We start from the raw sequence: 23344 nt of genomic DNA on the forward strand, positions 1-23344 counted from the left end.
CGGCGCGCGCCGCAGTGTGCCAAACAGCAACAACAAAATCGCTTCGGCCCGACGCCGGAACCCAGAGGCTGAACCCAAGGTTCCGGCATCTGCCTTCAATCAACGATAAGGCGCGTCTGCCGCCTTCGATGCGGCGATTTCCGTTTCGTAACGGTCGCCCACCGCGAGCAGCATGTCCTTCGTGAAATACAGGTCGCCGCGCTTCTCGCCGTGATATTCGAGGATGTGCGTCTCGACGATCGAATCGACCGGGCAGCTTTCTTCGCAGAAACCGCAGAAGATGCACTTGGTCAGGTCGATGTCATAGCGCGTCGTGCGGCGCGTATTGTCCGCGCGCGTCTCCGATTCGATCGTGATCGCCATGGCCGGGCATACCGCTTCGCACAGCTTGCAGGCGATGCAGCGCTCTTCGCCGTTTTCATAACGGCGCAGCGCATGCAGGCCGCGGAAACGCGGCGAGATAGGCGTCTTCTCTTCCGGGAACTGCACGGTGATCTTGCGCTGGAATGTGTAACGGCCCGTCAGCGCGAGACCCTTCAGCAGCTCGGTCAGGAAGAAGGTCTTAAAGAAGTTTTGGATTGCGTTCATGATGGTTTCGTGTGCGCGCTTCTCGTTACTTCCAGATGTTGAGCGGCGACATGATCCAGAAACCGACCACGACCACCCAGATCACCGATACCGGCAGGAACACCTTCCAGCCCAGACGCATGATCTGGTCGTAGCGGTAACGCGGGAATGTCGCGCGCGCCCAGATGAAGACCGACAGCAGCAGGAAAACCTTGAAAACGAACCAGAATACGCCCGGAATGAACGACAGGAAGCCGAACGGCGCATCCCAGCCGCCGAGGAACAGCGTCGTGGCGATCGCGGAGATCACGATCATGTTGATGTACTCGGCGAGGAAGAACAGCGCGAACGCCATGCCGGAGTAATCGATCATGTGACCCGCGACGATTTCCGATTCGCCTTCAACCACGTCGAACGGGTGACGGTTCGTTTCGGCGATGCCCGAGATGAAGTACACGACGAACATCGGCAAGAGCGGCAGCCAGTTCCACGACAGGAAGTTGACGCCCCAGCCCGCGAACATGCCGCGCTGCTGCGAGTGCACGATTTCCGACATGTTCAGCGTGCCCGCGACCATCAGCACCACGACGAGCGCGAAGCCCATCGAGATTTCGTAGGACACCATCTGAGCTGCCGCGCGCATCGCGCCGAGGAACGCGTACTTCGAGTTCGACGCCCAGCCGGCCAGAATCACGCCGTACACGCCGATCGACGAGATCGCCATGGCGTAAAGCAGACCCGCGTTGATGTTGCCGAGCACCGCTTCCGCCTGGAACGGAATGACCGCCCACACGGCGAAGGCCGGAACCACGGTCATGATCGGCGCGATCATGTAGATCCAGCGGCTTGCCTGCGTCGGCTGGATGACTTCCTTCAGCAGCAGCTTCAGGACGTCCGCGATCGGCTGCAGCAGACCCGCCGGGCCGACGCGGTTCGGGCCGAGACGCACGTGCATCCAGCCGATGAGCTTGCGTTCCCACAGAATCAGGTACGCCACGCACAGCAGAATGACAACCGCCACCACCAGGATGCGGACCAGCGCCCACACCGTCGGCCATGCGACGCCCAGAAGCTGCGTGCCACCTGCGTTGATCGTATCGAACAAGCCCATTTTTACGCCTTCTCCACTACCAGTTCACCGAACAGGCCGCCGAGCGCGGCGCCAGCCGTCGTGCCCGCCGACACGCGGACCACCGATTCCGCGAGATTCGCATCGCGGACCGCGGGCAACGTCACCGACAGGTTGCCCTGCTTGATACGCACTGCTTCGCCATCCTTCAGGCCGAGCTTGTCGTAGAGCGCGGTCGGCAGGCCGGCCACGTTCGCATCGCGGGCGGCCGCCGTCAGATGCAGCGACGGCGCGCGGCGCACGAGCGCGTCGGCGTGATAGATCGGCACATCGGCGAGACGCTGCAGGCCGCTGCCGTTCAGCACGACGTTCGACGCGGCGCGCTTTGCCTGCACCGACGTCTTGTTCGACAGACGCGCGGACAGATCGCCCGTACCGAGTGCGGCGATGCGCACTTCTTCAGCCGTGTCGTAGTCGAAACCGGACAGGCCGAGGATCGTGCCCAGCACGCGCAGCACCTTCCAGCCCGGACGCGTGTCGCCCAGCGCGCGCACGACGCCGTTGAACGACTGTGCCGTGCCTTCCGCGTTGACGAACGTGCCCGACGTTTCCGTGAACGGCGCGATGGGCAGCAGCACGTCCGCGTAGTCCATGCCGTGCTTGAACGGCGACATCACGACGACCATTTCCGCCGCCTTCAGCGCGGCGATGGCTTGCGCAGGGCTCGCGGTGTCGTATTCCGGCTCGGCGTTCAGCAGCACGTAACCCTTGCGCGGCTGCTCGAATGCTTCACGTGCGTTGAGACCGCCCTCGCCCGGCAGCGCGTCGACGAGATGCGCACCGACCGAGTTCGCGCCTTCCGTGAGGAAGCCGAGCGTCGCGCCGGTATTGTCGGCGATCCACTGGGCGGCTGCCTGAATCTGTGCAAAGTCCGGATGCTGAACGGCGAGATTGCCGAGCAGCACGACGCGCTTTTCGCCCGCCGACAGCGATGCCGCCACGTCCTTCGCCGCCGCCGATACTTCGCGGCCCGCGAATGCGTCCGGCAGCGCGACGCCGCGCGCTTCGGAGACGGCCGCCGCGATACCCGCGAGCTGATCGAGCCACGCCGACGGCGCCGCGACCAGGCGATGCGCGGTCGGGATCAGCGAATCGTCGTTGCTGGCGTTGAGGAACGTGATCTTGGCGCCGCTCTTTGCGGCCTGACGCAGACGCGCGGCGAACAGCGGATGATCGCGGCGCAGGAACGAGCCGATCACGAACGCGGTGTCGACGAGCGACAGATCCGCGATCTTCGAGCCGAGCCACGGCGCACCGACGCCCACGGGCGCGGAGAAATCGTGCTGGCGCAGACGGAAATCGACGTTCGGCGTGCCGACGCCTTCCGCCAGTTGCTTCAGCAGATGCAGTTCTTCGACCGTGCTGTGCGGCGTGGCCAATGCGGCGATCGCGTTCGCGCCGTGATCGGCCTTGATGCCCTTGAGACCCTTCGCCACGTATTCGAGCGCGGTCTGCCAGTCGGTTTCGATCCAGTTGCCGCCCTGCTTCAGCATCGGCGTGGTCAGACGCTCGTCGCCGTTGAGGCCTTCGTACGAGAAGCGGTCCTTGTCCGAGATCCAGCATTCGTTGATGGCTTCGTTTTCCATCGGCAGAACGCGCATCACGCGGTTGTTCTTCACCTGCACCACGAGGTTCGCGCCGACGGAATCGTGCGGGCTCACTGACTTGCGGCGCGACAGTTCCCACGTACGCGCGCTGTAGCGGAACGGCTTGCTCGTCAACGCGCCGACCGGGCACAGGTCGATCATGTTGCCCGACAGTTCCGAATCCACGGTCTTGCCGACGAACGAGGTGATTTCCGAATGCTCGCCGCGGCCCAGCATGCCGAGCTCCATCACGCCGGCCACTTCCTGGCCGAAGCGCACGCAGCGCGTGCAGTGGATGCAGCGCGACATCTCTTCCATGGAGATGAGCGGACCGACGTTCTTGTGGAACACCACGCGCTTTTCTTCGCTATAGCGCGACTGCGATTTGCCGTAACCGACGGCCAAGTCCTGCAACTGGCATTCGCCGCCCTGATCGCAGATCGGGCAATCGAGCGGATGGTTGATCAGCAGGAATTCCATCACCGACTGCTGGGCCTTCACGGCCTTGTCGGAGGTGGTGCGCACGATCATGCCGGCCGACACGGGCGTCGCGCAGGCGGGGACGGCCTTCGGCATCTTCTCGACTTCGACGAGGCACATCCGGCAGTTCGCCGCGATCGACAGCTTCTTGTGATAGCAGAAGTGAGGAATGTACGTATCGACCTTGTGCGCAGCCTGGATCACCATGCTGCCTTCAGGCACCTCGACCGTCTTGCCGTCAATTTCTAGTTCAACCATGATGGATAGAGATCCTCAACCCTTGTCTCTCGACTACTTTCCGCGCATCTGACTGTGCGCGCCTGATTACGCGGTAAGCGCTTCGGTGCGCGCGTGATGCGCATGCCCGCCGACGAGACAATGCTTGTGCTCGACGTGATACTCGAATTCGTCCCAGAAGTGCTTGAGCATGCCGCGCACGGGCATGGCCGCTGCATCGCCGAGCGCGCAGATCGTGCGGCCCATGATGTTTTCCGCGACCGAATTCAGCAGATCCAGATCTTCCTTGCGGCCAAGACCGTGCTCGATGCGATGCACCACGCGATACAGCCAGCCGGTGCCTTCGCGGCATGGCGTGCACTGGCCGCACGACTCTTCGTAATAGAAGTACGACAGGCGCAAGAGCGAGCGCACCATGCAGCGCGTCTCGTTCATCACAATGACCGCGCCCGAACCGAGCATCGAGCCTGCCTTCGCGATCGAATCGTAGTCCATGTCGGTGGCGAGCATCATGTCGCCCGGCACGACCGGCGCCGACGAACCGCCCGGAATCACCGCCTTGATCGACTGGCCGCGCACGCCGCCCGCCAGTTCCATCAACGTCGAGAACGGCGTGCCGAGCGGAATTTCGTAGTTGCCCGGACGATTCACGTCGCCCGACACCGAGAAGATCTTCGTGCCGCCGTTGTTCGGCTTGCCGATCTCGAGATAATTCTGCGGCCCGATTTCCAGCAGGAACGGCACCGCGGCGAACGTCTCGGTGTTGTTGATGGTGGTCGGCTTGCCGTACACGCCGAAGCTCGCCGGGAACGGCGGCTTGAAGCGCGGCTGGCCCTTCTTGCCTTCCAGCGATTCGAGCAGCGCGGTTTCCTCGCCGCAGATGTACGCGCCGTAACCGTGGTGCGCATATAGTTCGAACGAAAAGCCCGAGCCGAGAATGTTCGCGCCGAGATAACCGGCCTGGCGCGCTTCTTCAAGCGCCGCCTCGAACACGCGATAGACCTCGAAGATCTCGCCGTGGATGTAGTTGTAGCCGACGGTGATGCCCATCGCGTACGCGCCGATAGCCATGCCTTCGATCAGCGAATGCGGGTTCCAGCGCAGGATGTCGCGATCCTTGAACGTGCCGGGCTCGCCTTCGTCCGAATTGCAGACGAGATATTTCTGGCCCGGGAACTGACGCGGCATGAAGCTCCACTTCAGGCCGGTCGGGAAGCCCGCGCCGCCGCGGCCGCGCAGACCCGACGCCTTGACGTCGGCAATGACCTGCTCGGGCGGAATCTTTTCTTCGAGAATGCGGCGCAGCTGCTTGTAGCCGCCGCGCGCGACGTAATCTTCGAGATGCCAGTTCTCGCCGTTAAGGCCAGCGAGGATCAGCGGCTTGATGTGACGATCGTGGAGTGACGTCATTTCGAAAGGTCCTCGATCAACTGGTCGATCTTCTCGCGGCTCATGAAGCTGCACATGCGATGGTTGTTCACGAGCAACACGGGTGCGTCGCCGCACGCGCCGAAGCATTCGCCTTCTTTCAGCGTGAATTTGCCATCCGGCGTGGTTTCGCCGAAATCGATGCCGAGCTTCTGCTTGAGATACTCCGCGGCGCTGTCCGAACCGCCGTCCGGACCGAGCTGGCAAGGCAGGTTCGTGCAGAGCGTGATCTTGTGCTTACCGACCGGCTTCAGTTCGTACATCGTGTAGAACGTGGCGACTTCCTGCACCGCGACGGGCGGCATGCTCAGGTAATCGGCCACGAACTGCATGAGGTCGGGCGAGAGCCAACCATGCTCTTCCTGAGCAACGGCGAGCGCCGCCATCACCGCCGATTGCTTTTGCTCGGCGGGATACTTCGCGACCGCGCGATCGATTTCTTTCAGGCCTTCAGCTGAGATCATTTTCAGACACGACTCTTTCAATTCCTACCGAACGAAAACCCGCCGCGTCCTTCGTGTTGCGGCAGACCTGGCGTTCCTGCGGGTTCCTGTAATTGCATTCGCGCTTGGCGCGCATGGGGCCTTCGCAGCGCGCCATGCAGCCGGCGGTGAGATCAGCGATCGATCTCGCCGAACACGATGTCTTGCGTACCGATGATCGTCACAGCGTCGGCGATCATGTGGCCTCGCGCCATTTCGTCGAGCGCCGCGAGGTGCGCATAGCCCGGCGCCCGAATCTTCAGGCGATACGGCTTGTTCGCGCCATCCGACACCAGGTAGATGCCGAACTCGCCCTTCGGATGCTCGACCGCCGCGTACGTTTCGCCTTCCGGCACATGGAAGCCTTCGGTGAAGAGCTTGAAATGGTGAATCAGCTCTTCCATGTTGCTCTTCATGCCGACGCGCGACGGCGGCGCAACCTTGTGATTATCGACCATCACAGGGCCAGGATTCTTGCGCAGCCACGCAATGCACTGTTCGGCGATGCGCGTCGACTGGCGCATTTCTTCCACGCGCACCAGATAACGGTCGTAGCAATCGCCATTCACGCCGACGGGGATATCGAAATCGAGCTGGTCGTACACTTCGTACGGCTGCTTCTTGCGCAAATCCCACTCGATGCCCGAGCCGCGCAGCATTGCGCCGGAAAGGCCCATCTGCAACGCGCGCTCCGGGCTCACGACGCCGATGCCCACGAGACGCTGCTTCCAGATGCGGTTGTCGGTGAGAAGGGTTTCATACTCGTCGACACAGCGCGGAAAGCGCTTGAAGAAGTCTTCGATGAAGTCGAGCAGCGAACCCTGACGGGTCTCGTTCATCCTGTCGAGCGCCTTGGCGTTGCGGATCTTCGACGCCTTGTACTGCGGCATGGCGTCCGGCAGATCGCGATACACGCCGCCCGGACGGTAGTACGCCGCGTGCATGCGCGCGCCCGACACCGCCTCGTAGACGTCCATCAGATCTTCGCGCTCGCGGAACGCGTAGAGAAACACCGCCATCGCGCCGACGTCGAGTGCGTGCGAGCCGATCCACATCAGGTGGTTCAGCACGCGCGTGATTTCATCGAACAGCACGCGAATATATTTCGCGCGAATGGGGACGTCGATGCCGAGGAGCTTCTCGATGGCGAGCACATAGCCGTGCTCGTTGACCATCATCGACACGTAGTCGAGACGGTCCATGTACGGCACGGACTGAATGAAGGTCTTGGTTTCCGCCAGCTTCTCGGTCGCGCGATGCAGCAGACCGATGTGCGGGTCGGCGCGCTGGATCACTTCGCCGTCGAGTTCGAGCACGAGGCGCAGCACGCCGTGCGCTGCCGGATGCTGCGGGCCGAAGTTCAGCGTGTAGTTTTTGATCTCTGCCATGACGCTCTCTTAATGTTTCAGACCGCCATAGCGATCTTCGCGAATCACACGCGGCGTGATTTCGCGCGGCTCGATCGTCACAGGCTGATACACGACGCGCTTCTCTTCCGGGTCGTAACGCATCTCGACGTAGCCCGAAACCGGGAAGTCCTTGCGGAACGGATGGCCGATGAAGCCGTAGTCCGTGAGAATGCGGCGCAGGTCCGGATGGCCTTCGAACACGATGCCGTAGAGATCGAACGCCTCACGCTCGTACCAGTTCGCCGACGACCAGACATCGACCACCGAAGGCACGATAGGCACTTCGTCGTCCGGAGCGAATACGCGCACGCGCACACGCCAGTTATGCGTGATGGAAAGAAGATGGCTGACCGCCGCGAAACGCGGACCGTCGTAGACGCCGTCGCCGTAGGTCGAATAATCGACGCCGGACAGGTCCATGAGCTGTTCGAAGCGCAGCGAGGTGTCGTCGCGAAGCTGCTTGCAGACGTCCAGATAATTGGCCGCCTTGACGACGATTGTCACTTGCCCAAGCGACTCCGTAACGCTCTGGAGACGGTCGCCAAACGCCGTCTCGAGGTTCGCTTTGAGGGTCTCGAGTTTGCTTGCCATAATTGGGGAGGCTCAGCCCTTACTGACGGGCGATGGTGTTGGTGCGGCGAATCTTCGCCTGCAACTGGATCACGCCGTAGACCAGGGCTTCGGCGGTCGGAGGGCAACCGGGGACGTAGACATCGACCGGCACGATCCGGTCGCAACCACGCACGACGGAATACGAGTAGTGGTAATAGCCGCCGCCGTTCGCGCACGAACCCATGGAGATAACCCAGCGCGGCTCGGCCATCTGGTCGTACACCTTACGAAGCGCGGGCGCCATCTTGTTGCACAGCGTGCCGGCGACGATCATCACGTCGGACTGGCGCGGGCTCGGACGGAACACCACGCCGAAACGGTCCAGATCATAACGGGCGGCGCCCGCATGCATCATCTCGACTGCACAACACGCGAGACCGAACGTCATCGGCCACAGGGAGCCGGTGCGCGTCCAGTTGATCAGCTTGTCAGCCGTGGTGGTGACAAAGCCTTCCTTCAAGACCCCTTCGATACTCATTTGTTTTCCACTCCAGATGAGCAGCCAGCCAAAGCCGCCCATGAATCCGGTGATCTAACTGTCATTCCCAGTCGAGTCCGCCTTTTCTCCAGATGTAGGCGAAACCGAGCAAAAATTCGAGCAGAAAAATCATCATTGCGATGAAGCCAGGCCAGCCGATATCGCGCAGGGAAACACCCCACGGAAACAGGAACGCCGTCTCAAGATCGAAAATGATGAAAAGAATCGCGACGAGATAGTAACGCACATCGAACTTCATACGCGCGTCTTCGAACGCTTCGAAGCCGCACTCGTACGGCGCGTTCTTTTCGGTGTCGGGCTTGTTGGGACCGAGAATCTTGCCGATACTGACCAACGCTATACCTAAACCAAGGCCCACCACAAGAAACAAGAAGACGGGGTAATAGGGTGCGAGGTTCAAGGCTATCCTCAGATCGGTAGATATGGTCTGTTATTGATTGGAGCGCTTCAGCCGGGACGGACCACCCGGCGGGAGAATCACTTGGGACCGCTCACGATATCAGCACACTGTGACATCTGCTTTGACGATGCCGGTGCCGCTATGAAAACGTAAGCGTACTCCAGAAGTGACAATGCCAGCCGAAGCGATGCAAGCGGCTGGCATTGGATAACTGTTGGTGCCGACGGCGAGACTCGAACTCGCACAGCTTTCGCCACTACCCCCTCAAGATAGCGTGTCTACCAATTTCACCACGTCGGCACTGTACTGCAATCCGGGAAAACTACTTCTTAATTGCCGCGAATCGCTTCAAGACTTGAATTATAACTGGGCCCTACGAATTGTTCAACGCACAAAATGCAGATTTCGCGAAAAATTCGTTCTGCCGTTATTTGGGCACATCGGCGCCCGGCGCGGACGATGCAACCGGCGCCGACACAGGCGCGGATGCCGCTGCGGCCGGCGCGGAGGCAGGCACGGGAGCCGCGCCGCCAAGCACGCCCGCCGATGTCTGCGGCTTGTAGCTGCCGAGATAGGTCAGCGCGAGCGTCGTGACGAAGAAGATCGCCGCGAGAACCGCCGTGGTACGCGACAAGAAGTTGGCCGAGCCGGTCGCGCCGAAAAGACTGCCCGACGCGCCGCTGCCGAAGGCCGCGCCCATGTCCGCGCCCTTGCCATGCTGAAGCAGCACGAGGCCGATAACGCCCAGCGCCGACAGCAACTGAACGACGATAATCAATGTCTTCAAATACAGCATTTCAACTCACCTGGTTCCTGATGTTTCCGTGACACCTTCGTGTCGCAATGTAGTCTTTCGCCTGCCCTGCCCGCTCGCCGTTCGATGCTCAATGCAACACGGTTTGCGCGGCCCGGCAGATCGCCAGAAAATCCTTCGACTTCAGCGACGCGCCGCCGATCAGCCCGCCGTCGATGTCCTTCTGCCCGAACAGTTCTTCCGCGTTCTCGGGCTTCACGCTGCCGCCGTACAAGAGCGGCACGTGCGCTACCGACGCCCCCTTCTCCAGCAGCTTGCGGCGCAGGAATGCGTGAACGTCCTGTGCCTGCAGCGGCCGCGCGGTCTTGCCCGTGCCGATCGCCCAGACGGGTTCGTAGGCGACCACAATGCCCGCCGCCTGCTCTTCCGTCAGCACGAGCAGAACGGCGTCGAGTTGCGTGCCGATGACCTGCTCCGTCTGCGCGGACTCGCGTTCTTCGAGCGTCTCGCCGACGCAGACGATCGGCGTGAGACCCGCCTCGATCGCGCGCTTTGCCTTCGCCGCGACGAGTTCCGGACTTTCGCGATGATACGCGCGTCGCTCCGAATGCCCGACGATCGCGTACGTCACGCCGAAGTCCGCCGCCATTTCGGCTGCGACTTCGCCGGTGTAGGCCCCGCCTTCATGCGCCGACACGTCCTGAATGCCCCACTGCACGACCGAGCCCGCGAGGAGCGCCTGCGATTGCGCGAGATACGGGCACGGCACGCACACACCGACTCGCACGCCCTTTTGCAAAGCCGATGCACCTGCGGCGACTTCGGTCAGCAAGGTCGCGTTGTCACCGATGCGGCCGTGCATCTTCCAGTTGCCCACCACCAGTTTCGCTCGTTCTCTGGACATAAGTCTCGTCAGTCGGCGGCGGCTTCGATGAGCCGCCCTGTTATAGGAATGAACCCGCTACGAACTGCAAACTGCTTGCAAAACAGGCGATTTTACTGTGTTAAGAGGAAACCGGTCAAACCGCCAAAAGCGGGCCGCAACGCTTCGACGTTGCGGCCCGCGACCGAACTCACGCTTTCTCGCGCCAGTCGAGCACGATCTTGCCGACGTGCGTGCTGCTTTCCATGAGCGCATGCGCGGCGGCAGCGTCGGCGGCGGGGAAGACCTGGTGAATCACCGGCTTGATGCGTCCCGCCTCGATTTCCGGCCAGACGCGCTCCTTGAGCTTCGCCGCGAGCTTCGCCTTGAACGCGACAGGACGCGGACGCAGCGTGGAACCGGTGATGACGAGACGCCGGCGCAGCACATCATTGAGATTGATCTCCGCCTTCGCGCCGCCAAGAAGCGCGATCACGCAAATGCGTCCGCCGTCGGCCAGCGCCTTGAGCTCGCGCTGAAGATAATCGCCCGCGACCATGTCGAGAATCACGTCGACGCCGCGATCGTTCGTCAGCGACTTCACCACGTCGACGAAATCTTCCGTCTTGTAGTTGATCGCACGCTCCGCGCCGAGCGCTTCGCACGCGCGGCACTTTTCATCGGTGCCGGCGGTGGCGAACACGCGAAAGCCGAGCGCCTTCGCGATCTGAATCGCCGTCACGCCGATCCCGCTCGAACCGCCCTGAACCAGCAGCGTCTCTTCCTCGCCGTTTTCGCCCAAACCGAGCTGGCCGCGCTCGAAGACATTGCTCCACACGGTGAAAAACGTTTCGGGCAACGATGCCGCTTCGATATCCGACAGGCCCTTCGGCGCCGGCAGGCATTGTTCGAGCGGCGCGACGGCGTACTCGGCATAACCGCCGCCCGCGAGCAGCGCACACACGCGATCGCCCTTTTTCAGACCGAACGGGTTGTGCTTCGGATCGAAATCACCATCGACGATTTCACCCGCAACCTCCAGCCCCGGCAGATCCGACGCGCCCGGCGGCGGCGCATAGGCGCCCTTGCGCTGGAACACGTCCGGACGGTTCACGCCGGAGGCCGCCACCTTGATGAGGACCTCGCATTTTCCCGGCGTCGGGGTCGGCCGCTCGCCCAGCTTCAGAACTTCGGGTGCGCCAAACTCGGTGATTTCGATGGCCTTCATGACATCTCCCTGTGCCGATCAGAGTTAGTGTGCATCCGAACCGGATGGCACTGCGCGCGCTTAAAGCAATCCGCGCTCCACACTGCCATCGGGTCCGACGACGCATCGGACAATGCATAGCGTCCCAAGCGTCATACATGAAAACGGCCGGCTCGCATCCGCGGCCGGCCGTCTACACATTACCGCATTACTGCTGCGGGTGCGTGGGTTCCGCCTGCTGCGCGCCTTCGTTCAGCAGCGCCTTCGCCGACAAGCGCACGCGGCCCTTTTCGTCCGTCTGGATGACCTTGACCTTCACGATCTGGCCTTCCTTCAGGTAGTCGTTGATGTCCTTCACGCGCTCGTTGACGATTTCCGAGATGTGCAGCAAACCGTCCTTGCCCGGCAGGATGTTCACGATCGCGCCGAAGTCGAGCAGCTTGAGCACCGGGCCTTCGTAGACCTGACCCACTTCCACTTCCGCCGTGATGTTCTCGATGCGCTTCTTGGCTTCCGCCATGCCTTCGCTCGACGTGCTCGCGATCGTCACGACACCGTCGTCCGAAATGTCGATGGTCGTGCCGGTTTCTTCCGTCAGCGCGCGGATCACCGAACCGCCCTTGCCGATCACGTCGCGGATCTTCTCCGGATTGATCTTGATGGTGATCATGCGCGGCGCGTAGTCCGACAGTTCCGTGTTCGTGTGCGGCACCGCGGCGGTCATCTTGCCGAGGATGTGCATGCGGCCTTCCTTCGCCTGCGCGAGCGCGACCTGCATGATTTCCTTCGTGATGCCCTGGATCTTGATGTCCATCTGCAGCGCGGTCACGCCTTGCGCCGTGCCGGCCACCTTGAAGTCCATGTCGCCGAGGTGATCTTCGTCGCCGAGGATGTCGGTCAGAACCGCGAACTTGTTGCCTTCGAGGATCAGGCCCATCGCGATGCCCGCGACGTGCGCCTTCATCGGCACGCCGGCGTCCATCAGCGCGAGGCAGCCGCCGCAGACCGAAGCCATCGACGACGAACCGTTCGATTCCGTGATTTCCGACACGACGCGGATCGAGTAGCCGAATTCGTCGGCGCTCGGCAGGCACGCGACGAGCGCGCGCTTGGCGAGACGGCCGTGGCCAATTTCACGGCGCTTCGGCGAACCGACGCGGCCGGTTTCGCCCGTCGCGAACGGCGGCATGTTGTAGTGGAGCATGAAGCGCTCGCGGTATTCGCCTTCGAGCGCGTCGATGCTCTGCTCGTCGCCCTTCGTGCCGAGCGTCGCAACGACCAGCGCCTGCGTTTCGCCACGCGTGAACAGCGCGGAACCGTGCGTGCGCGGCAGGACGCCCGTGCGGATTTCGATCGGGCGGACCGTGCGCGTGTCGCGGCCATCGATGCGCGGCTCGCCGTTCAGGATCTGCGTACGGACGATCTTCGCTTCGATGTCGAACAGCACGTTGCCGACCGTTGCCTTGTCGGCGGCGACCGTGCCGCTCGCGGCAGCATCTGCTTCCAGCTTCGCCGACGCCGCTGCGTACACTTCCTTCAGCTTGGCCGAACGCGCCGACTTGTTGCGCAACTGGTAAGCGGCTTCGAGTTCCGCCTTGGCGATCTCGGTGACGCGCGCGATCAGCGCTTCGTTCTTCGGTGCGGGCGCCCAGTCCCACTCCGGCTTGCCGCCTTCGCGCACGAGTTCGTGAATCGCGTCGATGGCGGTCTGCATCTGGTCGTGACCGAACACGACCGCGCCGAGCATGACTTCTTCGGACAGCTGCTGCGCTTCCGATTCCACCATCAGCACCGCGCGTTCCGTACCGGCGACCACCAGATCGAGCGCCGACTCCTTCATCTGCGCACGCGTCGGGTTCAGCACGTACTCGTTGTTCAGATAGGCGACGCGCGCGGCGCCGACCGGGCCGTTGAACGGCAGACCGGAAATCGCGAGCGCGGCGGACGCGCCGATCAGCGCCGGGATGTCCGCGGGAATCTCGGGATTCAGCGACAGGACGTGGATCACGACCTGCACTTCGTTATAGAAGCCTTCCGGGAAAAGCGGACGCAGCGGGCGGTCGATCAGGCGCGAAATCAGCGTTTCGCCTTCCGACGGACGGCCTTCGCGGCGGAAGAAGCCGCCCGGAATCTTGCCGGCGGCATAGGTCTTTTCGAGGTAATCGACGGTCAGCGGGAAGAAATCCTGGCCCGGCTTGGCGGTCTTCGCGCCGACGACGGTCGCGAGCACGACGGAATCTTCGATATCGACGATCACCGCGCCGCTTGCCTGACGAGCGATCTCACCCGTTTCGAGGCGGACGTTGTGTTGTCCCCACTTAAATTCTTTGACGATTTTATTGAACATTGTGACTCCTTTCACGTTGCGCCGCGCCGGCCCGATGGCGCTGGCTTGGACGGTCGCGAGCCACGCGTGAGAGGTGTGTTATGCCATTCCAGCGCGGGGCTTGCCCGACGTGCGCGCGGCACGCGCCGCGGTGGAATGACACAAAGCTCTGCTGCGAGGCCGGACCGGGTGTCGAACCGGATGATGCATCCGGGTGAATCAAACTGCGCTGCGGCAACTGAACCGCTGAAACTGCCGACTACAACGTCGCGATCGCGGATATCGCGATCGAGCACCACTTCGCGGCCGAAACGCACAAAAACAAAGTGCCTGTATCAGCGGACTGACACAGGCACCTTCGATCTAACAGCGGCCGCGAAGCCACATATGCGCCAATTACTTGCGCAGACCCAGCTTCTCGATCAGCGAGCGATAACGATCCGCATCCTTACCCTTCAGGTAGTCGAGCAGCTTGCGACGGCGGCTCACCATGCGCAGCAGACCGCGGCGGCTGTGGTGATCTTTCGAATGCGACTTGAAGTGGACGGTCAGTTCGTTGATGCGGCTCGTGAGCAGTGCGACCTGCACTTCGGGGGAGCCGGTGTCGTTGGTGCCGCGCGCGTATTCTGCGACGATGTCGGATTTCTTGATTTCTGCTACGGACATTTGCATTTCCTTTGATACAGACAGGCGGTCACGGAAGAAAGGCCGTGCCGTGGTGGGTTTTGCAATTCGGCCAGTTGGCCAATTCAGATTTTTCGCAACGGACAAGCCGAAGACGAAGCGTGGAGTATAGCACACCGCAGGCCGGCAAAGACGCGGTTCCGGGCTAACGCGCGGGGCGCGTCATCTTGCAGGTCGTCGGCGGGGCGGTCTTGTCGGCGGAGACGGCCAGCAGCGTGCGAAAACCGTAGCCGGAGCCCTCGTTGTCGAAGCCCACGCCCTTCGTGCCCGTCTTGTCCATTTCCATGACATAAAGGGGCTGGATCACCTGATGATCCTCGGCGCGCATCGTCATCGCATGGAAATTTTCGCCGTCGAACTTCATGCCTTCGAGCGCACGCGCCACCGCGAGCGGGTCCGCACTGCCGGCGCGCGTCATCGCCGAGGCGAGCATGTCGATCATCAGCGGCATGCGCGCCACGAGGTAATCGTCGGCCGCGGCGGGATAGCGCGCGCGAAACGCGCGATAGTACGCGTCCGACGCCGCGCCGCCCGCATTCGGATGCCAGTCCGCGACCGCGATCACGCGCTTCACGCCCGCGTCGCCGAGCGCTGCGGGCGCGCCGAGCCCATTGCCGTAGAACGTGTAGAACTTGGTGTCGAGCCCCTGCTCGCGCGCCGCTTTCACGAGCAGCGTCAGATCGTTGCCCCAGTTTCCGGTGATAACCGCATCCGCCCCGCTCGCGCGGATCTTCGCGATGTACGGCGCAAAGTCCTTCACGCGTCCGATCGGATGAAACTCGTCGCCGGCGATCGTGACATCCGGCCGCCGCTCCTTGAGCGCACGCTGCGCTTCGCGGCTCACATCGTGACCGAAGCTGTAATCCTGATTCAGCAGATAAACCTTCTTCACCGCGCGATCGTCCTTGAGCGCATCGGCGAGCGCGTCCATGCGCATGCCGGCGTGCGCGTCGAAGCGGAAATGCCAGAAGCTGCAGGCGTCGTTGGTGAGCGCGGGATCGTCCGCGGAATAATTCAGGAACAGCACGCGCCGCTCGGGTTCGCGCGCGTTCTGCTTGTCGATCGCCCCGACGAGCGCCGCCGCCACCGCCGAACTGTTGCCCTGCATGACGAAACCGATTTTCTCGTCGATCGCCGCGCGCAACTGCACGAGCGTCGCCTCGCTGCTGCCCTTGCCGTCGAGCACGACGAGTTGCAGCGGATGCATGCCGTCGGCGAGCTTCACGCCGCCCTTCGCGTTCACGCGCTCGACGCCGAAGCGCAGATTGCGCTCGACCATCGCGCCGGCGTTCGCGAACGGCCCGGACATGCCCTCGATCAGCGCGAGCTTGACGGGCGGCAGATCGGCCGCCTGCGCCGCGCACGACAAAGCGACGCACGTCGCCGTCAGGATGCGCAGCCATCGCGCCGCGCGCCCGCCGATTTCATTCTTCATGGGTTTTCGCCGATCCGCTGAAAGCGCGGATCATAGGCCGCGCGGCGCTCACCGCGCAAGTCCGGCATTGCCGACACTTCCGCTCGAATGTCGCGACGCCGTGGAGAATGTTTTGTCGCGCGCGCATGTCAAAATCACCACAAACAACGAATGAATCAGCACGTGGAGGCTGTCATGCTGCACACATTCCATCGCCTGCGCGGCGCCCTCGCGGTCGCGGGCGCCGCCCTGCTGCTCTCGGCCTGCGCGCAGCCGTGGCAGAACTACCAGACCGGCGCGGATGCATCGGCGATCACGACCCGCCTGGGCCCGCCGCGCGAAGTCTACGATCTGCCCAACGGCGGCAAGCGCCTGATGTGGCCAACGCAGCCGCTCGGCGAATTCACCACCGCCGCCGATATCGACGCATCCGGCAAAATCGTGAGCGTGCGACAGGTGCTCGACGAAAACGAGTTCTACAAGGCGCAGATCGGCACCTGGACGCGGGCCGACGTACTCGTGAATTTCGGCCGGCCGGTGGAGACGTCGTACTTTCCGCTGATGAAGCGCGAAGTCTGGACTTATCGTTATATGGAAGCCAACATCTGGTATCTAATGTACAACTTCTATTTCGACGATCAGGGCATTTTGCGCATGACGCAGAAAACGCCCGACCCGCTGCACGACCCGGACAGGCGCAATCTCTTCTGAGCGCCGCGCCATGAAAAAAGCCCTCTCGCGAGGGCTTTCTTGCGTTCGAAGCGAAAAAATCAAAGCTGCGGATTGAGCTTCTCGACCTTCGAGTGCAGCTTGTTCAACGCGGCGATATACGCCTTGGCGGACGCCGCCACGATGTCCGGATCAGTGCCGACGCCGTTCACGATGCGCCCGCTCTTCGACAGACGCACCGTCACCTCGCCCTGCGCCTGCGTGCCGGTGGTGATCGCGTTGACCGAATACAGCACGAGTTCCGCGCCGCTTTCGACCTTCGATTCGATCGCGTGCAGCGTCGCATCGACCGGGCCGTTGCCGCGCGCCTCGCCCGTAACTTCGGCGCCTTCCACCGCGAACACGACTTTCGCCTGCGGCTGCTCGCCGGTTTCGGAGTGCTGCTTCATCGATACGAAGCGGAAGTGCTCCTTCGCCTGCGCCTCGGCGGATTCCTCGGAGACAATCTGCATGATGTCTTCATCGAAGATTTCGGCTTTGCGGTCGGCGAGATCCTTGAAGCGCGCGAACGCGGCGTTCACGTCGGCTTCGGATTCGAGCGTCACGCCCAGCTCTTCGAGGCGCTGCTTGAACGCATTGCGGCCGGAGAGCTTGCCGAGCACGATCTTGTTCGCGCTCCAGCCCACGTCTTCCGCGCGCATGATTTCGTAGGTGTCGCGCGCCTTGAGCACGCCGTCCTGATGGATGCCCGACGCGTGCGCGAACGCGTTCGCACCGACCACCGCCTTGTTCGGCTGGACGACGAAACCGGTGATCTGCGAGACGAGCTTGGAAGTCGGCACGATCTGCGTCGTGTCGATGCCGACATCGAGGCCGAAGTAATCCTTGCGCGTCTTCACGGCCATCACGATCTCTTCGAGCGAGGTATTGCCCGCCCGCTCGCCCAGACCGTTGATCGTGCATTCCACCTGGCGCGCGCCGCCGATCTGCACGCCCGCGAGCGAATTCGCAACCGCCAGCCCGAGGTCATCGTGGCAGTGCACAGACCAGATCGCCTTGTCGGAATTGGGCACGCGCTCGCGCAGCGTCTTCACGAGATTGCCGTAGTGCTCGGGAATGCCGTAGCCGACCGTATCCGTGATGTTGATCGTGCGCGCGCCTTCGTTGATCACGCCTTCGAGCACGCGGCAGAGGAAATCGATATCCGAGCGGCTGCCGTCTTCCGGCGAAAACTCGACGTCATCGGTGAACTTGCGCGCGAAACGCACCGCGAGTTTCGCCTGTTCGTAGACCTGCTCCGGCGTCATGCGCAGCTTTTTTTCCATGTGCAGCGCGGACGTGGCGATGAACGTGTGAATCCGGAACTGATTCGCGGGCTTGAGCGCGTCCGCGGCGCGCTGAATGTCCTTGTCGTTCGCGCGGGCGAGCGAGCAGACCGTGCTGTCTTTCACGAGCGACGCGATCGTGTTGATCGCGTCGAAGTCACCGTTCGAGCTGGCGGCGAAGCCCGCTTCGATGACATCGACTTTCATGCGCTCCAGTTGCTTCGCGATGCGGATCTTCTCTTCCTTCGTCATCGACGCGCCGGGGGACTGCTCGCCATCGCGCAAGGTCGTGTCGAAGATGATCAACTTGTCTGCTGCCATGTTGGGCTCCTGTGGGGAGATTTATCGATTGTTGGAAATTTCGGGACCGAAATAACGATAAGGCAAAAGGGAATTCGGGTGTTCGCGCCACCGCTGGCGTCGAAAACCTGAATGGACGAGCAGACGGGAGGCGAGAAGAATCAGCGCGGTAGGCGCGCTAGTAGCGATAGCGCGCGCGCCGTCGAAACAGCGAACGCACCAGCCGGGAACAGCGAGAAGGGGAACGGCAAAAAGTTCATTCAAAAACTATAACGGCTTTTGCAAGTGCGTGCAATGAGGCTTTCCGATCGCGCCGATTGACGCATCGCTCGCTTCGGGCGGGCGCGAAAAAAAAGCCTGCGTCCCGAAGGAGGCAGGCTTTTCTTCAAGCTGGCAGGACCGGTCAGTAACCGCCGATCGAAGCGCTTACGCGCTGACGCAGTTCCGAACCGTCGCCGACTTGCGCGTTATCGATACGGCGCGCGCCCTGGAAGCGCTTTTCCCAGTAGCCGTCTTCCATGTCGTCGACACGGATCGTGCTGCCGGTGGACGGCGAATGCACGAACTTGTTGTCGCCGATATAGATGCCGACGTGCGAGAACGAGCGGCGCATCGTGTTGAAGAACACGAGGTCGCCCGGTTTGAGATCGGCGACGGTCACTTTCTCGCCGACCCGGCTCATTTCCTCGGCGCGACGCGGGAGGGTCATGCCGAGCGTGTCCTGAAACACGTAGCGCACGAAGCCGCTGCAATCGAGGCCGGAATCCGGCGTGTTGCCGCCCCAGCGATAGCGCACGCCGATCATGTTGAGCGCGCCGACGACGACGTCGCCCGCCTTGCTCGCGACGCCCGACAGAAACGACTTCGCGCCGCCCGGATTGCTGGCGGCGTCTGCGCTTGCTGCGTCGGTGGACTTGCTGGAGGAGAAAATGCCATTGCGGGCATTCTGGCTGCTACTGCTGACTTCGTCGGCGAACGCGCCGGAAGCTGTTGTCATCAGGAGGCCGATTAACATGCCCGCGGCGGCGCGCGCGCATGTCTGAGTCATCGTTAGTGGCTGCATCGGTCGGTAGGTTTTACAATTAAAGGCTGCTAAATCAGGAAGATACGTGAAAGTTTGGAGGGATACTAGCCACAAATTATTTAACTGTCAAAAGAAATAGAAAAATACAATTGAGATACCCACCCAATTGATTAAAAAGAAAGATTTTTAGGAAACCAACGCTGCTTTCAGAAGCTTTCTTGTGTATTCGTCGGAAGGGTTCGAAAAAATTTTCTCCGCATCCCCGGATTCGACGACAACTCCATTTCGCATGACCGCAACACGGTGCGCCATCGCACCGATTACCTGCAGATCATGGCTGATGAAAACGTAGCCGAGATTGTGCTTCTTCTGAATGTCGGCGAGCAGCGCAAGTACTTGAGTCTGAATGGAAACATCGAGCGCGCTGGTGGGCTCGTCGAGGATCAGGATGCTCGGTTCCAGGACCAGCGCGCGTGCGATCGCGATGCGCTGCCGCTGCCCGCCCGAGAATTCGTGCGGATAGCGCTCGAGCGCCGAGCGTTCCATGCCGACTTCGCGCAGCACGGCGATCACCTTCGCGCGCCGTGCGGCCGCGTCCAGCTCCGGGCGATGCAGCGCGAGCCCTTCCCCGACGATCCGCTCGACCGTCTGGCGCGGCGAGAGCGAACTGAACGGGTCCTGAAACACCACTTGCAGATTCGAGCGCAGCACGGTTTTTTCGCGCCCGCGAAATTCTCCGAGCGCGCGGCCCTGAAACTGCACCGTGCCGTTCGAAATGCGTTGCAGGCCGAGCAGCGCCATCGCGAGCGTGGATTTCCCCGAGCCCGATTCCCCGACGATGCCGAGCGTTTCGCCCTGGCGCACCGTCAGCGACACGTCGTCGACGGCCCTGAAGCGGCCGCGCCGGAACCAGCCTTCGAGCCCGCGCAGTCGCGTCGGGTATTCGACGGACACGTCCTTCGCGTCGAGCAGGACGGGCGCGATCGGCAGCACCGGCAGCACCGCGCGCTTCGGTTTGCTGGCGAGCAGCCGCTGCGTATAGGGATGCTGCGGCGACGTGAAAATCGCCTCCACCGTGCCGCTTTCGACGAGCACGCCCTTTTCCATGACCGCGACGCGCTCGGCAAAGCGCCGCACGAGATTCAGATCGTGCGTGATGAGCAGCACGGCCATGCCGCGCTTTTCCGCTTCGTCGCGTTGCAGCTCCAGAAGCAGTTCGACGATTTGCGCGCGGATCGTCACGTCGAGCGCGGTGGTAGGCTCGTCGGCGAGCAAGAGGCGCGGACGGCACGCGAGCGCCATCGCGATCATCACGCGCTGGCGCTGCCCGCCCGACAGTTGATGCGGATAGCTGTCCACGCGCCGTTCGGGTTCCGTGATGCCGGTGCGCGCGAGCAGCGCGATCGCCCGTTGCCGCGCCTCGCGCGGGCTCGCGCCGTCGTGCAGCTGGATCGTCTCGCCGATCTGGTCGCCGACCGTGTAGAGCGGATTGAGCGCGGTCATCGGCTCCTGGAAGATCATCGCGATATCGGAGCCGCGCAGGCCGCGCATCGCGTGCTCGCTCTTCGACAGCAGTTCGTCGCCGGCGAAGCGGATCGAGCCGGTCACTTCGGCATCGCCAGTCAGGCGCAGGATCGACAGCGCCGTCACGCTCTTGCCCGAGCCCGATTCGCCGACGAGCGCCACACGCTCGCCCGCGCGGATTTCGAGATTGGCGCCATCGACCGCGAGCGTATCGCCGAAGCGCACGCGCAAGTCTTGAATCGAAAGCAGCGGCTCGTTCATTGGCCGCCTCCCGCTTTCACCGCGTCGGCGATGCGCGTGTCGAGCGCGTTGCGCAACGCATCGCCCATGAACGTGAGCAGAAGCAATGTCGCGACGAGTACGCCGAAGGTCGAGAGCGAAATCCACCACGCGTCGAGATTCGCCTTGCCCTGCGCGAGCAGCTCGCCGAGCGACGGGGTCGGCGACGGCACGCCCAGGCCGAGAAAATCGAGGCTCGTCAGCGCGAGAATCGCCCCGCTCATGCGAAACGGAAGAAACGTGATGACCGGCGTCAGGCTATTGGGCAGCACGTGCCGCGAAATGATCTGCCAGTTCGAGAGGCCCATCGCTCGCGCCGCACGCACGTAGTCCTGCGTGCGATTGCGCAGAAACTCCGCGCGCACGTAATCCGACAGGCCGATCCAGCCGAACAGCGACAGCAGGATGATCAGCAGGATAAGACTCGGCTCGAAGATCGAAGCGAAGATGATGAGCAGATACAGCTCCGGCAACGCGCTCCATATTTCGATCAGCCGCTGTCCCGTGATATCGATCCTGCCGCCGAAATAACCCTGCACCGCGCCCGCGACGACGCCGAGCACGGTGCCGATCGCCGTCAGCACGAGCGCGAACAGTACCGACACGCGAAAGCCGTAGACGAGCCGCGCGAACACGTCGCGGCCGCGATCGTCGGTGCCGAGCCAGTTTTCGCGCGAAGGCGGCGCGGGATTCGAGCCTTTGGAAAAATAGTTGAGCGTGTCGTAGTAGTAGTGATTCGGCGGATAAATGGCGAAGTTGCCCGGCGCGCCGAAGCGGTCGCGCACGAACGGATCGAGATAATCGGCGGGCGTCGGAAAGTCGCCGCCGAACGTCGTCTCCGCGTAGGTCTTCACGAGCGGAAAATAAAAGTGGCCCTGATAGCGCACGACAAGCGGCTTGTCGTTCGACCAGAGCGGTCCCGCGAGGCTGATGACGAACGCCGCGACGAACACGATCAGACTCCAGTAGCCGAGCCTGTTTCGCTTGAAGCGCAGCCACACGCGCCGCCCGGGCGAGACCGACGCTTCCGCGCGCAACGGTTGCGCGTCGCTGCCGTTGCCGGCGCGCCGTGACGATTCCGATGAAGCGGCTCGATTCAAATCAGCGCTCCAGTTGTTCGAATTGGATGCGCGGATCGACCCAGACGTAACAGAGGTCCGAGATGAGCTTCGTCGCGAGGCCGATCAGCGTGAAGAGATAGAGCGTGCCGAGCACGACGGGATAGTCGCGCCGCACGACGGATTCATACGAGAGCAGCCCGAGCCCGTCGAGCGAGAACAATGTTTCGATCAGCAGGCTGCCCGTGAAGAACGCGCCGATGAACGCCGCCGGAAAGCCGACGATCAGCGGCAGGAGCGCATTGCGGAACACATGCTTCCAGAGCACGCGCCGTTCGGAGAGGCCTTTCGCGCGCGCGGTCAGCACGTATTGCTTGCGGATTTCGTCGAGAAACGCGTTCTTCGTGAGCATCGTGACGATGGCGAAGCTGCCCACCACCGACGCCACCACCGGCAACGTGATGTGCCACAGATAATCGAGGATCTTGCCGCCGAGCGAGAGCGTCGCCCAGTTGTCGGAGGTGAGGTTGCGCAGCGGGAACAGTTGCCAGAACGTGCCGCCGCCGAACAGCACCAGCAGCAGCACGCCCAGCACGAAGCCCGGAATCGCAAAGCCGACGAGCACGACGAGACTCGTCGCGACATCGAACTTCGAGCCGTTCTTGACCGCCTTCGCGATGCCGAGCGGCACCGATATCAGATACGTGATGAAGAACGTCCACAAGCCGATGCTGATCGACACCGGCAGCTTCGACACGATCAGCGACCACACGCTCTGATGCCTGAAGTAGCTCTCACCGAGATCGAAGCGCGCGAACTTGCCGAGCATCGAGACGTAGCGTTCGAGCGGCGGCTTGTCGAAGCCGTAGAGCTTCTTGAGCTGCTCGACCTGTTGCGCGTCCACGCCGGTATGCGTGCGCAGGCCGAAGCCGCCGCCGGCCTCGGTCTGGCCGCGGCGCAGATCGTGCACGGCCTGTTCGACCGGACCGCCCGGCACGAACTGGATCACGACGAACGTGAGCGTGAGCACGCCGATGAGCGTCGGGATCATCAACAAAATGCGTTTAAGGATGTAGCTCCACATGGCGC

General features: G+C 62.5%; 21 protein-coding genes and 1 tRNA gene. 1 reads left to right on the forward strand and 21 read right to left on the reverse strand.

Annotation, left to right across the window (positions count from 1 at the left end; translation table 11 throughout):
- Positions 1-99 precede the first annotated feature (99 nt).
- From nuoI to AWB70_RS24060, 16 genes are all read right to left on the reverse strand, one after another.
- Positions 100-588 (reverse strand): NADH-quinone oxidoreductase subunit NuoI, encoded by a 489-nt coding sequence (nuoI, locus tag AWB70_RS23985; RefSeq protein WP_008341734.1) that lies wholly within the window; start codon positions 586-588, stop codon positions 100-102.
- 25 nt (positions 589-613) lie between these two features.
- Positions 614-1678: an NADH-quinone oxidoreductase subunit NuoH gene (nuoH, locus tag AWB70_RS23990; RefSeq protein ID WP_014191754.1), complete on the reverse strand. Its 1065-nt coding sequence runs from the start codon at positions 1676-1678 to the stop codon at positions 614-616.
- 2 nt (positions 1679-1680) lie between these two features.
- On the reverse strand, positions 1681-4020 hold the full coding sequence (gene nuoG, locus AWB70_RS23995; RefSeq protein ID WP_053568418.1) for an NADH-quinone oxidoreductase subunit NuoG: 2340 nt from the start codon (positions 4018-4020) through the stop codon (positions 1681-1683).
- 66 nt (positions 4021-4086) lie between these two features.
- Entirely contained in the window at positions 4087-5409 is a 1323-nt protein-coding gene (nuoF, locus tag AWB70_RS24000; RefSeq protein WP_014191756.1) for an NADH-quinone oxidoreductase subunit NuoF, read from the reverse strand.
- Positions 5406-5891 (reverse strand): NADH-quinone oxidoreductase subunit NuoE, encoded by a 486-nt coding sequence (nuoE, locus tag AWB70_RS24005; RefSeq protein ID WP_053568419.1) that lies wholly within the window; start codon positions 5889-5891, stop codon positions 5406-5408. The genes nuoF and nuoE overlap by 4 nt, the downstream gene beginning before the upstream one ends.
- 152 nt (positions 5892-6043) lie before the next feature.
- Complete coding sequence (locus tag AWB70_RS24010) at positions 6044-7297, reverse strand: NADH-quinone oxidoreductase subunit D (RefSeq protein WP_014191758.1); 1254 nt, start codon at positions 7295-7297, stop codon at positions 6044-6046.
- 9 nt (positions 7298-7306) lie between these two features.
- Positions 7307-7909: an NADH-quinone oxidoreductase subunit C gene (locus AWB70_RS24015; RefSeq protein ID WP_014191759.1), complete on the reverse strand. Its 603-nt coding sequence runs from the start codon at positions 7907-7909 to the stop codon at positions 7307-7309.
- Positions 7910-7928: 19 nt separating this feature from the next.
- Positions 7929-8408, reverse strand: coding sequence for a NuoB/complex I 20 kDa subunit family protein (locus AWB70_RS24020; protein WP_006052903.1), 480 nt, complete (start codon positions 8406-8408; stop codon positions 7929-7931).
- A 61-nt stretch (positions 8409-8469) separates the two neighbouring features.
- Positions 8470-8829 (reverse strand): NADH-quinone oxidoreductase subunit A, encoded by a 360-nt coding sequence (locus tag AWB70_RS24025; RefSeq protein WP_041730499.1) that lies wholly within the window; start codon positions 8827-8829, stop codon positions 8470-8472.
- A gap of 215 nt (positions 8830-9044) precedes the next feature.
- Positions 9045-9129 (reverse strand) — tRNA-Leu (locus AWB70_RS24030).
- 127 nt (positions 9130-9256) lie between these two features.
- Complete coding sequence (gene secG, locus AWB70_RS24035; protein ID WP_045450785.1) at positions 9257-9625, reverse strand: preprotein translocase subunit SecG; 369 nt, start codon at positions 9623-9625, stop codon at positions 9257-9259.
- 88 nt (positions 9626-9713) lie between these two features.
- Positions 9714-10487 (reverse strand): triose-phosphate isomerase, encoded by a 774-nt coding sequence (gene tpiA, locus AWB70_RS24040; protein ID WP_014191763.1) that lies wholly within the window; start codon positions 10485-10487, stop codon positions 9714-9716.
- A gap of 169 nt (positions 10488-10656) precedes the next feature.
- Positions 10657-11673: an NAD(P)H-quinone oxidoreductase gene (locus tag AWB70_RS24045; protein WP_053568421.1), complete on the reverse strand. Its 1017-nt coding sequence runs from the start codon at positions 11671-11673 to the stop codon at positions 10657-10659.
- Positions 11674-11860: 187 nt separating this feature from the next.
- Complete coding sequence (gene pnp, locus AWB70_RS24050) at positions 11861-13999, reverse strand: polyribonucleotide nucleotidyltransferase (protein WP_053568422.1); 2139 nt, start codon at positions 13997-13999, stop codon at positions 11861-11863.
- Positions 14000-14374: 375 nt separating this feature from the next.
- The gene (rpsO, locus tag AWB70_RS24055) at positions 14375-14644 is read right to left on the reverse strand and encodes a 30S ribosomal protein S15 (protein ID WP_014191766.1); all 270 of its coding nucleotides are present in this window, start codon (positions 14642-14644) and stop codon (positions 14375-14377) included.
- A 163-nt stretch (positions 14645-14807) separates the two neighbouring features.
- A complete protein-coding gene (locus AWB70_RS24060; protein ID WP_053568423.1) occupies positions 14808-16097 on the reverse strand; it encodes a branched-chain amino acid ABC transporter substrate-binding protein in 1290 nt (429 codons plus the stop codon).
- 174 nt (positions 16098-16271) lie between these two features.
- On the opposite strand from AWB70_RS24060, the gene AWB70_RS24065 reads away from it, so the two are divergent.
- Entirely contained in the window at positions 16272-16787 is a 516-nt protein-coding gene (locus AWB70_RS24065; protein ID WP_014191768.1) for a hypothetical protein, read from the forward strand.
- 59 nt (positions 16788-16846) lie between these two features.
- Here the strand turns inward: AWB70_RS24065 and AWB70_RS24070 are convergent, their stop codons facing one another.
- The 5 genes from AWB70_RS24070 to AWB70_RS24090 all read right to left on the reverse strand — a co-directional run bounded on the left by AWB70_RS24070 (position 16847) and on the right by AWB70_RS24090 (position 23339).
- Complete coding sequence (locus AWB70_RS24070) at positions 16847-18391, reverse strand: 2-isopropylmalate synthase (RefSeq protein ID WP_014191770.1); 1545 nt, start codon at positions 18389-18391, stop codon at positions 16847-16849.
- Positions 18392-18773: 382 nt separating this feature from the next.
- A complete protein-coding gene (locus AWB70_RS24075) occupies positions 18774-19433 on the reverse strand; it encodes a C40 family peptidase (protein WP_014191771.1) in 660 nt (219 codons plus the stop codon).
- A 147-nt stretch (positions 19434-19580) separates the two neighbouring features.
- The gene (locus AWB70_RS24080) at positions 19581-21179 is read right to left on the reverse strand and encodes an ABC transporter ATP-binding protein (protein ID WP_053568424.1); all 1599 of its coding nucleotides are present in this window, start codon (positions 21177-21179) and stop codon (positions 19581-19583) included.
- Positions 21176-22297, reverse strand: coding sequence for an ABC transporter permease (locus AWB70_RS24085; RefSeq protein ID WP_053568425.1), 1122 nt, complete (start codon positions 22295-22297; stop codon positions 21176-21178). The genes AWB70_RS24080 and AWB70_RS24085 overlap by 4 nt, the downstream gene beginning before the upstream one ends.
- Position 22298: 1 nt before the next feature.
- Positions 22299-23339, reverse strand: coding sequence for a microcin C ABC transporter permease YejB (locus AWB70_RS24090; protein WP_053568426.1), 1041 nt, complete (start codon positions 23337-23339; stop codon positions 22299-22301).
- Between the last annotated feature and the right edge of the window lie 5 nt (positions 23340-23344).

It is taken from the genome of Caballeronia cordobensis (assembly GCF_001544575.2).
Lineage (GTDB): Bacteria > Pseudomonadota > Gammaproteobacteria > Burkholderiales > Burkholderiaceae > Caballeronia > Caballeronia cordobensis.

What these genes read in the sequence shown, in the direction of transcription:
- pnp (WP_053568422.1), bottom strand. Translation starts at nt 13,999, where the DNA reads ATGTTCAATAAAATCGTCAAAGAATTTAAGTGGGGACAACACAACGTC.
- AWB70_RS24020 (WP_006052903.1), bottom strand. Translation starts at nt 8,408, where the DNA reads ATGAGTATCGAAGGGGTCTTGAAGGAAGGCTTTGTCACCACCACGGCT.
- AWB70_RS24080 (WP_053568424.1), bottom strand. Translation starts at nt 21,179, where the DNA reads ATGAACGAGCCGCTGCTTTCGATTCAAGACTTGCGCGTGCGCTTCGGC.
- AWB70_RS24045 (WP_053568421.1), bottom strand. Translation starts at nt 11,673, where the DNA reads ATGAAGGCCATCGAAATCACCGAGTTTGGCGCACCCGAAGTTCTGAAG.
- AWB70_RS24065 (WP_014191768.1), top strand. Translation starts at nt 16,272, where the DNA reads ATGCTGCACACATTCCATCGCCTGCGCGGCGCCCTCGCGGTCGCGGGC.
- AWB70_RS24090 (WP_053568426.1), bottom strand. Translation starts at nt 23,339, where the DNA reads ATGTGGAGCTACATCCTTAAACGCATTTTGTTGATGATCCCGACGCTC.
- secG (WP_045450785.1), bottom strand. Translation starts at nt 9,625, where the DNA reads ATGCTGTATTTGAAGACATTGATTATCGTCGTTCAGTTGCTGTCGGCG.
- AWB70_RS24060 (WP_053568423.1), bottom strand. Translation starts at nt 16,097, where the DNA reads ATGAAGAATGAAATCGGCGGGCGCGCGGCGCGATGGCTGCGCATCCTG.
- rpsO (WP_014191766.1), bottom strand. Translation starts at nt 14,644, where the DNA reads ATGTCCGTAGCAGAAATCAAGAAATCCGACATCGTCGCAGAATACGCG.
- AWB70_RS24015 (WP_014191759.1), bottom strand. Translation starts at nt 7,909, where the DNA reads ATGGCAAGCAAACTCGAGACCCTCAAAGCGAACCTCGAGACGGCGTTT.
- nuoF (WP_014191756.1), bottom strand. Translation starts at nt 5,409, where the DNA reads ATGACGTCACTCCACGATCGTCACATCAAGCCGCTGATCCTCGCTGGC.
- nuoE (WP_053568419.1), bottom strand. Translation starts at nt 5,891, where the DNA reads ATGATCTCAGCTGAAGGCCTGAAAGAAATCGATCGCGCGGTCGCGAAG.
- AWB70_RS24075 (WP_014191771.1), bottom strand. Translation starts at nt 19,433, where the DNA reads ATGCAGCCACTAACGATGACTCAGACATGCGCGCGCGCCGCCGCGGGC.
- AWB70_RS24010 (WP_014191758.1), bottom strand. Translation starts at nt 7,297, where the DNA reads ATGGCAGAGATCAAAAACTACACGCTGAACTTCGGCCCGCAGCATCCG.
- nuoH (WP_014191754.1), bottom strand. Translation starts at nt 1,678, where the DNA reads ATGGGCTTGTTCGATACGATCAACGCAGGTGGCACGCAGCTTCTGGGC.
- nuoI (WP_008341734.1), bottom strand. Translation starts at nt 588, where the DNA reads ATGAACGCAATCCAAAACTTCTTTAAGACCTTCTTCCTGACCGAGCTG.
- nuoG (WP_053568418.1), bottom strand. Translation starts at nt 4,020, where the DNA reads ATGGTTGAACTAGAAATTGACGGCAAGACGGTCGAGGTGCCTGAAGGC.
- AWB70_RS24070 (WP_014191770.1), bottom strand. Translation starts at nt 18,391, where the DNA reads ATGGCAGCAGACAAGTTGATCATCTTCGACACGACCTTGCGCGATGGC.
- tpiA (WP_014191763.1), bottom strand. Translation starts at nt 10,487, where the DNA reads ATGTCCAGAGAACGAGCGAAACTGGTGGTGGGCAACTGGAAGATGCAC.